Origin of the sequence: Microbulbifer aggregans (genome assembly GCF_020524005.1) — a bacterium.
Lineage (GTDB): Bacteria > Pseudomonadota > Gammaproteobacteria > Pseudomonadales > Cellvibrionaceae > Microbulbifer > Microbulbifer aggregans_A.
Genome location: NZ_JAIVKK010000007.1, coordinates 105,203 through 119,028, shown reverse-complemented (window position 1 = coordinate 119,028; position 13,826 = coordinate 105,203). Strand labels below are relative to the sequence as shown.

Sequence of the window (13,826 nt, the reverse complement as noted above, 5' to 3'; positions counted from 1 at the left end):
CTTGGGTGGACTACCGGGCCTCAGAGAGGCCGCGGTGATGTAGTCGTCATTATGCCGCGGCAGCGCTGTTGATGGCCAGTGCGTATAGCTCATCACTGGTGGAGGCTTCACGGAGTTTGTCGCGTACCCGGCTGTCGCTGAACAGCGTGGCAATTTCTGCGAGGGTATCGAGGTGCTCCTGATCAGAGTCTTCCGGTACCAGTAGCGCAAACAGCAGGTCTACCGGTTGGCGATCAATTGCATCGAAATCCACTGCCGGTGCGGTAGTGCAAAGTACACCGATAGGGTGCATACAACCCGGCAGGCGGCAGTGCGGGATAGCCACACCTTCACCGATGCCGGTAGAGCCCAGGCGCTCACGGGCAACCAGTTGGTTGAATACGGTATCGGAGTCCAGTTCTGGATATTGTTCCGCAATGGCCTGGGCGATATTCAATAACAGCTTTTTCTTGCTGCTCCCCGCCAGGTGGCAAAGACTCAGGCGGGGAGAAAGTAAGGCTTCCAATGTCATAACGTGCTGGAGTTCTAGCGGTGACTGCGTAACTTCTCTTTATGTTTGAGGAGCTGTCGGTCCAGTTTGTCGGTCAGTGAATCTATCGCGGCATACATGTCTTCAGACGCCGAATCGGCAAATACATCCCGGCCGTTTACGTGTACACGCGCTTCGGCTTTCTGGATTAGTTTGTCTACGGACAGTATCACCTGCGTATTGGTAATCAGATCGTGGTGGCGGGAGAGCTTTTCCAGTTTATTCAGACAGTAGTCACGAATGGCCGGAGTCACGTCTACATGATGGCCACTGATGTTGATCGGCATGGATTTCTCCTCATCGGTTTCAACACAATGGGCCGCCCCCCTTTTCAGGGCGGCAACCCTACTAGGAAGTGCATCAGAATGGAAGGATACACTCAAAGTATGGGCGTTGGTTGTCGAGAAACTGCTCAATATGGGCTTTGAGGCAGTCGGATTATGACTATAGCCTTTAGACCAGTCTCTTTCTTTCACTGGAGGAAGGGATTCCCATGGATTCGCGGTATTTGGCGACAGTACGACGGGCAACCTTGATACCCTGCTTATCTAGCTCCTGGGTGATCTTGTTGTCGGACAGGGGCTTGCGGGGCAGTTCTGCGTCGATCAGCTTGCGAATCAGTGCACGAATTGCGGTGGAGGAAGCATCCTCGCCAGAATCGGTGCTCACATGGCTGGAGAAGAAATATTTGAGTTCGAACACACCGCGCGGAGTGAGCATGTACTTCTGTGTGGTCACCCGGGAAATGGTGGATTCGTGCATGCCGATGGTTTCAGCGATGTTCGCCAAAACCATGGGCTTCATCGCTTCCGGGCCCTGCTCGAAGAATCCCTGCTGCTTTTCGACGATGCAGCTGGCGACTTTTAGCAGGGTTTCATGGCGGCTTTGCAGACTCTTCAGGAACCAGCGGGCTTCCTGGAGGTTGTCCCGCAAGTAGTTGTTTTCACTGGAGTTGTCAGCCCGCTTGATCAGTGAGGCGTAGCTGTCGTTAATGCGCAGTTTGGGCGTGGTCTCCGGGTTGAGCTCCACGATCCAGCGCTGCTCCTTGCGGCTGACGATCACATCGGGGATGACATACTGGGGCTCTTCGCCACCAAAAGCCTCTCCCGGGTAGGGGGTCAGCGTCTGGATCAGGCGCATGACTTCACCCAGCTGGGCCTCGCTCAGCCGGGTGCGGCGGCTCAATTGGCGAAAGTCGCGCTTGCCAAGCAGGTCCAGGTACTGACCGACCACCGTCAATGCCTGTCCCAGCCAGGGGGTCTGTTCCGGCAGGTGGCGCAGTTGCAACAGCAGGCTTTCCCTCAGGTCTCGGGCGCCACAGCCAACAGGCTCAAATTGCTGGATGGTTTTCAGGACAGCGAGTACTTCATCTTCCTCAACGGCCAGCCCGGCGGCGAGCTCTTCAAGGCTGCTGTCGAGGAAACCGTTGGGTGCGACGGCGTCGATCAGTGTTTCCCCAATGCGCTTGTCTTCATCGGAGAGCGGGGTAAGGTTCAGCTGCCATTGCAGGTGATCCTGCAGGGTCTCTGACGCCGCATTGCGCTGCTCAAATGCATAGTCTTCACTTTCACCCCCGGAATAGCTGGTGCTGCCGTAGATGTCGTCCCAGCGGGTGTCTACCGGCAGGTCGTCGGGGATGTTGCTGTTCCAGTCACCTTCAGCCTCGGTCGGCTCAGTAGCCGTGCTCTCGCTTTTGGTGTCAGCCTGCTGTTTGGAGGGGGTGTTTTGATCCTGATGGCTTTCGTTGCCGTGTTCGTCGAAGTCCGTTTCCAGGAGGGGATTGCTGTCCAGGGCGGACTGTATTTCCTGCTGCAGGTCCAGTGTCGACAGTTGCAACAAGCGTATCGCCTGCTGTAACTGCGGCGTCATGGTTAGCTGAGTGCCGAGCTTTAACTGGAGTGACTGCTTCATCGGATTGGTGTTCGCAGAAAGTTCTGGCGTATTCAATTCGCCGAAAGCCTCGCTCCTGGGAGCGGCGGCGTAAAACTCAAGTTCTGCAGACTACCTTGGCAAAACGGCGAGCACAAGCAATAAGTGTGCCGAAAATTTCATCAGACTTTGAAATATTCGGCATTTTTGTGATGTCGGTCTTTGGAAGGCTATTCTAAGAGGGATGGGCAGCCCACAATAACGCTATATTGTGAACTCGTGTCCCAAGTAGACGTCTCGTACCTGGCTGTTGGCGAGGATTTCCTCCGGTGCGCCGGAGGCAATAATGTGGCCCTCGCTGACGATGTAGGAGGTCTCACAGATATCGAGTGTTTCGCGCACGTTGTGGTCGGTGATCAGTACGCCAATACCTCTATCTCGCAGGTGGCGAATGATCTGCTTGATGTCATTGACGGATATCGGGTCTACACCCGCAAAAGGCTCATCAAGCAACACGAATGCCGGGTTTGTCGCGAGTGCTCGGGCGATCTCCACCCGGCGCCGCTCACCGCCAGACAGGGCCATGCCCAGGCTGTCGCGGATGTGCTGAATGTGGAACTCGTTGAGGAGGGCTTCCAGCTGCTCCTGACGCTGGGAGCGATTCAGATCATTGCGGGTTTCCAGAATGGCAAGAATGTTGTCCTTTACCGACAGGCGCCGGAAGACGGACGCCTCCTGCGGTAAATAGCCGATCCCCTTGCGTGCGCGGCCGTGCATGGAGAGGCCGGTAATGTCTTCGTCGTCGATAAGTACCTGGCCCGCATCGGCGCGCACGAGGCCGGCAATCATGTAAAAGCAGGTGGTTTTGCCGGCGCCATTGGGGCCCAGTAGGCCCACTACCTGGCCGCTGCTGACGCTGACGGAGACATCTTTAACGACTTTGCGTTTCTTGTATTGCTTGGCGAGATGTAACGCTTTGAGCGTCGGCATAGTCAATTCCGAATTCAGTCGGCTGGAGCAGCCGGGATTATTCTGGCGCTTGTATCGCTCGGGTTTAAATAGCGGGTGTTTACTGTCCGTTTTCTGCTGGCTTGCTTTCCGGCTTCCAGATCATTTCAACCCGTTCTTTGTCGGAGCGACCCTGGGCTTTCATCTGCTCGCTTTTCAAATCGTAATCAATTCGTTCGGCGGACAGTGTGTTGCCGTCTCGGTCGATATCGGCTTCGCCGGTCAGCTGGAGGGCATCGTTACCGACCAGGAACTCGATGCGCTTGGCGCGAGCTTTGACCGGGTTAGTGTTTGCCTCTACCTGCTGCTGGAAGTGTGCCGGGCTGCCAGTGGCTACCACCTTTTCAATTTCGCCCTTGGTGTTGCCGAAGACTTCCACCCGGTTTGCGCGGATTTGCAGGGAACCCTGGGTGATCACCACGTTGCCGCTGTATACGGTGATGTTCTTGCTGCGGTTGGCCTCCAGCTTATCTGCGGAAACCTTGATGGGCTGCTCGCGGTCGTTTGGCAGTGCCAAGGCCTGGGCGCCGAACAGCAGACTGGCGAGCAATGCCGTCAACGCGGCTCGGATTAGATCAGCGGGGTTCATAACTGCTTTCCACATCAGACAGTATCTCTACTTTGTCCTGTTTGAGATCGGCGCGCATGCCCTTGCCGGTAGTTCGGTTGGCGCCGTCGGTAATGGTAACAACTTTGTTGGTTTCGGCGAATTCTTCCCGCGGCTTGAGCACGATATTTTCTGTTCGGAGGGTAATGCCGGGTTGTGGCAGCTCCGTTATCGTGACGTCTCCCTTGAGTACTACTCGCTGCCCGTTGTTGATGGCAACGCCCGAGCGGGACTCCGTGCGCCACTTCGAATCGTCGCCCTGATAGAAAATCATCCGTGGCTCGGTCAGGTCCGCGCGATCCCGGCGGTCAAACTGGAAGAAGGTGATGCGTTCCGCGTCCACCTGGTAAGCGAGAGTCCCTTCAGCGCTGTAGTGGCGTGTCCGTGCCCCCCGTATCACCAGGTCCGGTGCTTTGTTGTGCTGCTGCTGTGTTGGTGTTTTTCCGAGTAGCTGCTTGGGCGGACTTTCCGTGAACCAGAGTCCCAGGGAAATAAGGGAGACCACGATGACGAGTGGCAGCCAGGTGCGCATGTGCGATCAATTCCTTATTAGAGTGCTAGATATCTTAGCCAGTAATCGGTGATGAATTGCCGTTGGAGCACTATTGGGCCAAATAGGGGGCCAGTGCGGCATCAAACGTGCCCTGGGCCTGCATGATTCGATCGCATACCTCTCGAGCAGCGCCTTCTCCCCCTTGCTTGTGGGTAACCCAGAGCGCGTGCTCCAGGACCGGTGGCGCTGCATTGGGCACTGCGATCGGGCATCCGACCCGGGTCATGAGTTGCAGGTCCGGGTAATCGTCTCCGACGTAGGCAACACTTGCGAGGTCTACGTTTTCTTCGGCAAACAGTTCCTGGAAGGCCGAATATTTGTCTTCCCGCCCCTGAATCAGGCGCGTAATACCCAGGTCGTGTGCGCGTTTTTCCACCACGCTGCTGCGCCTGCCGGTAATGATGGCTACGCCGACCCCCGATTTTTGGAGCATCTTTATGCCGTGTCCATCCAGAGTGTGGAAGGTTTTCAGCTCATTGCCATGGTTGTCGAAGTAGAGCTTGCCGTCGGTCAGTACGCCGTCGACATCCAGAACCAGATAGCGAACCTGTGCCAGTTTGCGTTGAATTTTTTCTTCCAGGCTCACGCTGAGACTCCTTGATCGTTCGCGGGTTTCGTTGTTTGTTCAGTTTGGTGTTATTTCGTCGTGCGGCGGCTTCTCTGGGATAGTTCAGATGACGCCGGCGCGCAGAATATCGTGCATATGGAGCAGGCCTACCGGGTGGTGCTCGGGATCCTCGACCACAAGAGCGGTAATCTTGTTGTCTTCCATGATGCGCAGTGCCTCGGCTGCGAGGGTTTCCGCGCTAACGGTTTTTGGGCGCCGGCTCATCACCTGCTCCAAGGTTGCCTTGTCCAGCTCGACTTTCTGGTCGATAACCCGGCGCAGGTCGCCATCGGTGAAGACCCCTACGAGTTCGCCCTCGGTGCCCACGACAGTGGTCATACCGAATCCCTTACTGGTCATTTCCAGAAGGGCCTGAGACAGCAGGGTGTCGGGCGTCACCTGAGGTAGCTCGTCACCGGCGTGCATGACATCTTCCACTTTCAGCAGCAGTTGACGGCCGAGCGCCCCTCCGGGGTGAGAGAAGGCGAAATCCTCTGCCGTGAAGCCGCGCGCCTCGAGCAAGGCCACGGCGAGGGCGTCGCCCATCACCAGGGTTACGGTCGTGGAAGAGGTGGGGGCCAGGTTGAGCGGGCAGGCTTCGGTGTCTACCGCGATGTCCAGATTGACGTCTGCGGACTGGGCCAGTGGTGAGTCGGGTTTGCCGGTCATGCTGATCATGGGGATTCCGAGCCGCTTCAGCAGGGGGAGTAGGGTGAGTACCTCCGCTGAAGTTCCGGAATTTGAGATGGTGATGACCAGGTCCTGTCGGGTGATCATGCCCAGATCACCGTGGCTCGCTTCCCCGGGGTGAACGAAGAAGCTTGGAGTGCCTGTACTGGCCAGTGTCGCGGCGATCTTGCGCCCGATATGGCCGGACTTCCCCATGCCGGAGACAATCACGCGTCCCTGGCATGCGAGTATCAGTTCGCACGCCTGATAAAAACTGTCGTCGATACGGGCTTCCAGGGCCGCGACAGCGGCGGTTTCCATGGCGACGGTTCTGCGACCGGCCTGTAAAATCAGCTCATTACCCATTGGATGACTCAATTCGTGGGGTTCCAGATTGTTGAACAGTGTAGAAACTCTGCTGACACCGCTCATCTATATCTATATCTGATGAAGAGGCAGCCTGCCTCCAATCGCGTGCCCGGATGACATGCTAACCTTTCAATACTGCTGCGACCTTTGTGGCGACGAGGCCGGGAAACCACTGGAATTACCTGTGGCTCGGGGCCGTCTGGACGGGTGCGTTGCACCGGCGCTGGCGGAAATGGTTTGATTAGCCTGCTCTGGTGGCCGCATCCCTCGACTTCATCAACGGCCCGAAGTGTGTGCCTGGGCTGAAGAAAGGTCGCAGTATTGAGATTGGGATCCCGCTTGTCCGGAGCGTCGCCATGGTATAGTTTGCCGCCGCCATTGTCAGCTATCGAGTCAGGTGGATCGCGTGGCGATCTATTTTAGCGGTCAGCATGATTTTTTGGCGTCGTCGTGACACTTTTTTGTGTTGTGCGTATCCAATGGACGAATTGCCAATGGGAGATATTTTGTGAGCGTACTCACTTTGCCTGTCAAATCCACCGTATTCAGTTCCCTCCGGGGGCTGCTGGCGGCATTTTTAATCGCTTTCTGGGTGCCTGGCGCAAGCGCGGCCCAGAACCCCTACTCTATGATTGAAGGGGTCTCCAATGAGCTCCTGGGAGTGATCCGAGCCAACGGCCAATACCTGAATTCGAATCCTCAGCGCTACTACGGCGCCGTTGAAAAGGTGCTGGAGCCCGTAGTGGACTTCGACTTCATTGCGCGTGGGGTTATGGGGCGCTATGCCAAACAGGCGACTCCTGCCCAGCGGGCCCAGTTTGTCAGCGCTTTCCGGCGCGACCTGGTGGCGACCTTCGCTCGTGGTGTGGCAACATTCGGTGACCTGGATGTGAAAGTGGTTAACCCGGGCACGGCGCCAAGCGGCAACCGTGTCAATGTGTTGCAGGAAGTTCGCAGTAATGAGGGTTTGACCAAGGTTTCCTATACCCTGGTGCGTAACCGCAGCGGTCAGTGGAAACTGATCAATGTCATCCTCAACGGTGTAAACCTGGGCAAGACTTTCCGGGGCCAGTTCTCACAAGCCATGCAGGCGAACAGCGGCGATATCGATAAGGTGATTGCCAGCTGGTCTGCGGCCGATAAAGTTGCCGACAGCGCAAACTGATCCCGCGGCGCAGCCACGCACCTTTTATGCATGGCTGCGCCTGCGCAGTGAATCCAGTACACTTGCGCGCTATTTTCAAATCGAACCATTTCCCCGCCTATGCAACCAGATCAAATCAAGGCCCTGATTGAAGGGCAGATTCCCGGCAGTCAGGTCGACGTCGCCTTTGAAGGTAGCCACCTTTTATTGACGGTAATCAGTGACGCTTTCGCTGGACTCAGCCGCCTGAAAAAGCAGCAGCTGGTTTACGGAGCGCTTTCCGACAAAATCGCTGACGGTACCCTGCACGCCGTGCAGATGAAAACCCTCACCCCTGAAGAAGCTGGTCAGTGATCGCTGCCGCAATTGGACATCAGACTGAATGGATAAACTGATTATCGAAGGGGGTAGCCCCATCTCCGGAACCTTGAAAATTTCCGGGGCCAAAAATTCCGCACTGCCAATTCTGGCGGCTGCGCTGCTGGCTGACGGTCCAGTACAGATTCATAACCTGCCGCACTTGAACGATATCACCACGATGATCACGTTGCTGCGGTGTATGGGTACAGAGATCACCATCGACGAAAAGCTCGGAGTTGAAATCGACCCGCGCTCTATCAATGAGCTCACTGCGCCCTATGAACTGGTGAAAACCATGCGCGCGTCAATACTGGTGCTCGGCCCGCTGTTGGCCCGACATGGTGTTGCCAACGTCTCTTTTCCGGGCGGTTGTGCTATTGGTAGCCGCCCCGTAGATATTCACCTGAAAGGCCTTGAAGCGATGGGGGCTGAAATCACCATCGACGAAGGGTTTATCCGTGCGCGCAGCAATGGCCGGCTGAAAGGCGCCAATATCGTGATGGAAAAAGTCACGGTAGGGGGAACTGAGAATCTCCTGATGGCCGCGGCATTGGCCGAAGGTACCAGCGTCCTGCACAATGCCGCGCGCGAGCCTGAAATCGTCGATTTGGCTGATTTTCTGATCGCGATGGGTGCGCAAATCGAAGGTGCAGGTACCGACACGATACGCGTACACGGTGTTGATCGGTTACTTCCGTGCAGCTATTCCGTCATGCCGGACCGGATCGAGACGGGTACTTTTCTTGCTGCGGCCGCAGCCGCTCGTGGCAAGGTGCGGTTGACGCACACGCGCGCCGATATTCTGGACGCCGTACTGGCCAAGTTTGAGGAAGCGGGCGCACACCTGAGTATTGGCGATGGCTGGATCGAGCTCGATATGAAGGGTAATCGGCCGAAAGCTGTGAGCTTTCGCACCGCTCCGTATCCGGCATTTCCTACCGATATGCAGTCCCAGTTCATGGCCATGAATGCGGTGGCGGAAGGTAAGGGCACGGTTGTCGAAACCATCTTTGAAAATCGCCTGATCCAGGTCCACGAGCTGAACCGGATGGGGGCGAATATCGTTCTTGAGGGCAACACTGCCATTGTTACAGGTGTTGAGCAGCTGAAGGGGGCGCCGGTTATGGCGTCCGACCTGCGCGCGTCAGCTGGGCTTGTAATTGCGGGTATGGTGGCCGAGGGGACGACGGTCGTTGACCGGATTTACCATATCGATCGCGGCTATGAATGTATTGAAGAGAAGCTGCGGCAGATCGGGGCCAATATTCATCGCGTTCCTGGCTAAATTCCTCCGGACCTGCAAGTGCTTTCAGCAGTGGGCAGGGAGCGAAGCTGGATATTACTGAATAGTTTTTCGCGCTGGGCGATCGTATGACATGCGTGCCCTGCCGGGAAGTACAGTTTAAAAAAGCGGCGGGATAGCCGCTTCAGTCAAATAAATATAGTTGCCATGCAGATCACCATTGCTCTGACCAAGGGGCGAATTCTCAAGGAAACGCTTCCGCTTCTCGCGGAAGCCGGGCTCGAGCCTCTGGAAGATATCGCCAAAAGCCGCAAGCTTATCTTTCCCACTAATCAGGAACATGTCCACCTGTTGATTCTGCGCGGATCGGATGTGCCCACATATGTGCAGCACGGTGCTGCGGATATCGGGGTGGCCGGGAAAGACAACCTCCTGGAACACGACGATAGCAATATCTATGAGCCGCTGGACCTGGGTATTGCACGCTGCCGTCTTATGACGGCCGGGATCAAAGGTGCTGAACTGCCCCGTGGTCGGATTAAAGTGGCTACGAAATTTGTTAACTCTGCCAAGCGTTACTATGCAGCGCAGGGGCGCCAGGCGGACATTATCAAGTTGTATGGTGCAATGGAGTTGGCGCCGCTCATGGATCTCGCGGACGAGATTGTGGATATCGTGGATACCGGCAATACGCTCAAGGCGAATGGCCTGGAGGCCAGGGACCATATCGCCGATATCAGCAGTCGCCTGATCGTAAACAAGGCGTCCATGAAGATGAAGTATGCCCCTATTAATGGATTGATTGAGCAATTGGCAGCTGCGGTTAAATCGCGCGCTTGATGCTCACTGGTGGAATAGCAATGAAGACAGTTTCCATTCGTCGTCTCGATGCCAGCGGGCGAGATTTTGATGCGCAGTTGGCGCAGTTACTGGCCTGGGAGTCTGTGTCTGATACGCTGGTAGCATCGGCGGTCGCCGACATCCTGCAGCAGGTACAAGCGCGCGGTGATGCCGCTGTCATCGAATATACCAATCGCTTTGATCGCCGCGACCTGCAGGCCGCGAGTGAATTCTGTCTGAGTGCAGATGATTTGCAGCAGGCATTAGAGCGCATTTCTCCAGAGAACCGGGCGGCGCTGGAAACAGCGGCCGCGCGCGTGCGTTCTTATCACGAGCGTCAGGTGCAGGAGTCTTGGCAATACTCTGAGGCGAATGGCACGGTCCTGGGGCAGCAGATAACCCCGATGGAGCGTGTCGGGGTTTATGTGCCCGGTGGCAAGGCGAGCTATCCATCATCAGTGTTGATGAATACGATTCCTGCGAAAGTTGCTGGAGTTGACCAGGTGGCGATGGTTGTTCCGGCTCCGGATGGCCAATTGAGCGACCTTGTGCTTGCGGCCGCGGCAATTGCGGGGGTCGACCAGGTGTTTACCGTGGGCGGAGCCCAGGCGGTGGCCGCGCTGGCGTATGGTACGGAAACGATTCCTCGCGTCGATAAAATTGTTGGGCCGGGCAATATTTATGTGGCGACCGCGAAACGTGCGGTTTTTGGTCAGGTTGCTATCGATATGATCGCGGGTCCGTCCGAAATTCTCGTTATCTGCGATGGGAAAACAGATCCCGACTGGATTGCGATGGACCTCCTCTCCCAGGCGGAGCACGACGAGCAGGCCCAATCCATACTGCTTTGCCCCAATGCGGAGTATCTCGATGCTGTAGAGGCGTCTCTGGCCCGGTTATTGGCTGAGCTGCCGCGTGAGGAAATCGCGCGGAAATCACTGGAGGACCGGGGAGCGTTGATACTGGTCGCGGATATCGAGCGGGCAATTGAGGTTGCCAACCGAGTTGCCCCCGAGCATTTGGAAGTGTCTGTGGATAACCCGGAGCAATACCTGTCGGGTATTCGCCACGCGGGGGCCATCTTTCTCGGACGCCATACGGCGGAAGCGCTGGGGGACTACTGTGCCGGGCCGAACCATGTACTTCCCACCAGCGGTACTGCGCGTTTCTCCTCTCCGCTGGGTGTGTATGACTTCCAGAAACGGAGCTCGATTATTTTTTGCTCCCCGGAAGGGGCGGAAAGTCTGGGCCGGGTTGCGTCAACGCTGGCAAAGGGGGAGGGGCTGGACGCCCACGCTCGCTCCGCGGATTACCGGGTTGCTGAAGAGGGTTGAGTCCGGCCGTTGTGTCTTGCTGCTAAATGGCAGGCGATGGTTTTGCATCACCTGCCACTGCCCGCCATGTTTGCTGAAGACGTTGTTATCGAGTAAAGAGCGCTTGGGCTGGATGCTTGATGTTTACCCTCTTGACTTACCCTGTTTCTGTCCAGTCCTTGTCCGCCCGACTTCTTTTTTGCTTACGTTTGTTCTCGAGGGCGCGGTTGCTCTGAAACAGTGGCTTCGGTGTTGTGCACCTGGCTATCGCGAATATAGGTAATAGTGACGGTTTCACCGGGGCGCAGTGTCGCCATTGCGGCAATGCCATGTTCACCGTCGTTGATTGGATCACCGTTGATGTGGGTAATGACATCGCCAGGTTGCAGTCCGGCGAGGTGTGCGGGGCCATTATTGTAGATGGCGGTTACAATCACGCCATTTGTGGATGGCAGGTGAAAAGCGCGTGCCAGATTGGGGTTTACGGTGCGGGCTTCAATACCGAGCCAGCCGGGCACGACGCGACCGTACTCGATAATGTCCCGCATAACCTTAAGAGCGATATTGGCCGGAATTGCGAAGCTGATGCCTCCGGTATAGTCTCTTCCTTCGACGACAGTGGTGTTGATGCCCAGTAGTTTGCCGTAGGCGTCCACCAGTGCCCCGCCGGAATTGCCGGGGTTGATTGCCGCATCTGTCTGCAGAAAGCTTTGTGGATAAGTGCCTTCCCGGGTATTGCTGATGTCGCGTCCTGTCGCACTGATGATGCCCTGTGTCACCGATTGGCCGACGCCGAACGGATTGCCGATGGCGAGTACGACGTCACCCACCTGGGCCCTTTCCGGGTCGCCTACCTCGATTGCGGTCAGGTTTGGCAGGTCAATTTTCAGCACTGCGAGATCGAAGTTTGAGTCGGAGCCCACCGGCGTGGCTTGCGCTTCCCTCCCGTCTGCCAGTACCACCGCAATCTCTTCCGCTCCGGCAGTGACATGGTAGTTGGTGAGGATATAACCGCTCGTGTCCACAATGACGCCCGAACCGAGGCTCGGCTGGCTTCGCTCCTTCTGGTAGCGGCGAAAAAGCGGGTGATTGGATAACGGGTGGTTGGACAGTGGGTCCTGTTTGCGGGTGTAAATATTCACTACGGCGGGGGCCGCCGAATTCACGGCCCGAGCGTAAGACACGGGACCCTGCATTTCTGTGGAAGGGGAGGTTGCCTGCTGGGGCGCTCGCAGGTGCGGTAGCGCGAATAGTAGGGCCGCAGCCACAATTAGCCCGATAGCGCCAGGTATCGCCCAGTCGTGCAGGAATCGTTGTAATGACACCAGATGCTCCTTCCCCGATTTGGGGCCATTATACGCCTTTCGGGAATAGAGTCCTTAGCAACGGTTATAGCGACCCTTTGTATGACGCTTGGTGCAACCGGCATAATCCGTATAATGTGCGCTTTCTAACAAAATGGACTGAACAAGTTTTCAGGAGTTGCACATGTCTCTGGTTCGCCCGCACGGCAGTGAAGAACTGCAGCCCCGCTTTGTCTACGACAGCGCGCGGCATCATCAACTGATTAACGAAGCAGAGTCCCTGCCGTCAATTGTGGTCAGCTCCGCGGCTGCTGCCAATGCGGTGATGCTGGGCGCTGGCTACTTCAACCCGCTGCAAGGCTATATGAATGTGGCCGATGCGGTAAGCGTGGCGGAATCACTGCAGACTACGGATGGCCTTTTCTGGCCGGTTCCAGTGGTAAACGTGGTGGACGATATTTCGGGTATTGAGGGCGCAAAGCGTATCGCGTTGCGCGATCCGAATGTTGAAGGCAACCCCGTACTCGCAGTAATGGATGTAGAAGCCATCGAGACTTTCTCTGATGCGCAGATGAGCACCATCGTAGAGCAGGTGTACGGTACTCTGGATGAGAATCACCCGGGTGTCGCTACCTTCAAGGCGGCAGGTCGCCACGTAATCTCAGGCCCGATTGAAGTGCTCAATTTCAGTTACTTCCAGGCTGACTTCCCGGACACCTTCCGCACTGCGGTAGAGATCCGCAATGAGCTGGTGGAGCACGGCTGGAGCAAGGTTGTTGCCTTCCAGACCCGTAACCCGATGCACCGTGCGCACGAAGAACTGTGCAAGATGGCTCTGGACGCGGTGGAAGCAGACGGCGTCCTGATTCATATGCTGCTGGGCAAGCTGAAGGCTGGTGACATTCCTGCACCGGTGCGTGATGCGGCCATTCGTAAAATGGTGGAAGAATACTTCCCGAAAAACACCGTTATGGTGACTGGTTACGGCTTCGATATGCTGTATGCGGGCCCCCGTGAGGCCGTTCTGCATGCGCTGTTCCGTCAGAACTGTGGCTGTAGCCACCTGATTGTTGGTCGCGACCATGCTGGTGTTGGCGATTATTACGGTGCTTTTGATGCCCAGACCATCTTTGACGAGAAGGTGCCGGCTGGCGCACTGGAGATTGAAATTTTCCGTGCTGACCACACCGCATACTCGAAGAAGTTGAATAAAGTCGTGATGATGCGCGATGTGCCTGATCACACCAAAGAGGACTTTATCCTGCTGTCGGGTACCAAGGTGCGTGAGATGCTGGGTAACGGTATTGCTCCGCCTCCGGAATTCTCCCGCCCCGAAGTGGCGCAGATTCTGATGGACTACTATCAGAGCCTGTAACGGGCGCGAACTGTTCGACTGAAAAAAGCGGGGCCA

The 13,826-nt window shown here is 56.5% G+C and carries 15 protein-coding genes; 6 read left to right on the top strand and 9 right to left on the bottom strand.

Annotated features, from left to right (window positions below; genetic code table 11):
- Nucleotides 1-49 precede the first annotated feature (49 nt).
- The 8 genes from ptsN to LC093_RS13885 form a co-directional block, all read right to left on the bottom strand.
- Nucleotides 50-511, bottom strand: a complete 462-nt coding sequence (gene ptsN / locus LC093_RS13920) for a PTS IIA-like nitrogen regulatory protein PtsN (RefSeq protein ID WP_226665868.1) — start codon at nucleotides 509-511, stop codon at nucleotides 50-52.
- Nucleotides 512-525: 14 nt separating this feature from the next.
- Nucleotides 526-816, bottom strand: a complete 291-nt coding sequence (hpf, locus tag LC093_RS13915) for a ribosome hibernation-promoting factor, HPF/YfiA family (protein WP_226665867.1) — start codon at nucleotides 814-816, stop codon at nucleotides 526-528.
- Nucleotides 817-982: 166 nt separating this feature from the next.
- Nucleotides 983-2,440: an RNA polymerase factor sigma-54 gene (locus tag LC093_RS13910; protein ID WP_226665864.1), complete on the bottom strand. Its 1,458-nt coding sequence runs from the start codon at nucleotides 2,438-2,440 to the stop codon at nucleotides 983-985.
- A 222-nt stretch (nucleotides 2,441-2,662) separates the two neighbouring features.
- Nucleotides 2,663-3,388 (bottom strand): LPS export ABC transporter ATP-binding protein, encoded by a 726-nt coding sequence (lptB, locus tag LC093_RS13905; RefSeq protein ID WP_226665862.1) that lies wholly within the window; start codon nucleotides 3,386-3,388, stop codon nucleotides 2,663-2,665.
- A gap of 79 nt (nucleotides 3,389-3,467) precedes the next feature.
- Nucleotides 3,468-3,995: a lipopolysaccharide transport periplasmic protein LptA gene (gene lptA / locus LC093_RS13900; RefSeq protein ID WP_226665860.1), complete on the bottom strand. Its 528-nt coding sequence runs from the start codon at nucleotides 3,993-3,995 to the stop codon at nucleotides 3,468-3,470.
- A complete protein-coding gene (gene lptC / locus LC093_RS13895; protein ID WP_226665849.1) occupies nucleotides 3,982-4,545 on the bottom strand; it encodes an LPS export ABC transporter periplasmic protein LptC in 564 nt (187 codons plus the stop codon). The genes lptA and lptC overlap by 14 nt, the downstream gene beginning before the upstream one ends.
- A 70-nt stretch (nucleotides 4,546-4,615) precedes the next feature.
- The gene (locus tag LC093_RS13890; protein ID WP_264193103.1) at nucleotides 4,616-5,146 is read right to left on the bottom strand and encodes a KdsC family phosphatase; all 531 of its coding nucleotides are present in this window, start codon (nucleotides 5,144-5,146) and stop codon (nucleotides 4,616-4,618) included.
- 90 nt (nucleotides 5,147-5,236) lie between these two features.
- Nucleotides 5,237-6,208: a KpsF/GutQ family sugar-phosphate isomerase gene (locus LC093_RS13885; protein WP_226665845.1), complete on the bottom strand. Its 972-nt coding sequence runs from the start codon at nucleotides 6,206-6,208 to the stop codon at nucleotides 5,237-5,239.
- Between the two features lie 511 nt (nucleotides 6,209-6,719).
- On the opposite strand from LC093_RS13885, the gene LC093_RS13880 reads away from it, so the two are divergent.
- The 5 genes from LC093_RS13880 to hisD all read left to right on the top strand — a co-directional run bounded on the left by LC093_RS13880 (nucleotide 6,720) and on the right by hisD (nucleotide 11,132).
- Complete coding sequence (locus LC093_RS13880; RefSeq protein ID WP_226665842.1) at nucleotides 6,720-7,376, top strand: phospholipid-binding protein MlaC; 657 nt, start codon at nucleotides 6,720-6,722, stop codon at nucleotides 7,374-7,376.
- Nucleotides 7,377-7,475: 99 nt separating this feature from the next.
- Nucleotides 7,476-7,709, top strand: a complete 234-nt coding sequence (locus LC093_RS13875) for a BolA family protein (protein WP_226665839.1) — start codon at nucleotides 7,476-7,478, stop codon at nucleotides 7,707-7,709.
- A 28-nt stretch (nucleotides 7,710-7,737) separates the two neighbouring features.
- Nucleotides 7,738-9,000: a UDP-N-acetylglucosamine 1-carboxyvinyltransferase gene (murA, locus tag LC093_RS13870; RefSeq protein WP_226665837.1), complete on the top strand. Its 1,263-nt coding sequence runs from the start codon at nucleotides 7,738-7,740 to the stop codon at nucleotides 8,998-9,000.
- 165 nt (nucleotides 9,001-9,165) lie between these two features.
- Nucleotides 9,166-9,798 (top strand): ATP phosphoribosyltransferase, encoded by a 633-nt coding sequence (gene hisG, locus LC093_RS13865; protein ID WP_226665829.1) that lies wholly within the window; start codon nucleotides 9,166-9,168, stop codon nucleotides 9,796-9,798.
- A gap of 20 nt (nucleotides 9,799-9,818) precedes the next feature.
- Nucleotides 9,819-11,132 (top strand): histidinol dehydrogenase, encoded by a 1,314-nt coding sequence (gene hisD / locus LC093_RS13860; protein WP_226665825.1) that lies wholly within the window; start codon nucleotides 9,819-9,821, stop codon nucleotides 11,130-11,132.
- A 182-nt stretch (nucleotides 11,133-11,314) separates the two neighbouring features.
- Here the strand turns inward: hisD and LC093_RS13855 are convergent, their stop codons facing one another.
- A complete protein-coding gene (locus LC093_RS13855; RefSeq protein WP_226665823.1) occupies nucleotides 11,315-12,436 on the bottom strand; it encodes a S1C family serine protease in 1,122 nt (373 codons plus the stop codon).
- Nucleotides 12,437-12,599: 163 nt separating this feature from the next.
- On the opposite strand from LC093_RS13855, the gene sat reads away from it, so the two are divergent.
- Nucleotides 12,600-13,790, top strand: coding sequence for a sulfate adenylyltransferase (gene sat / locus LC093_RS13850; RefSeq protein ID WP_226665820.1), 1,191 nt, complete (start codon nucleotides 12,600-12,602; stop codon nucleotides 13,788-13,790).
- The last annotated feature ends 36 nt before the right edge of the window (nucleotides 13,791-13,826 follow it).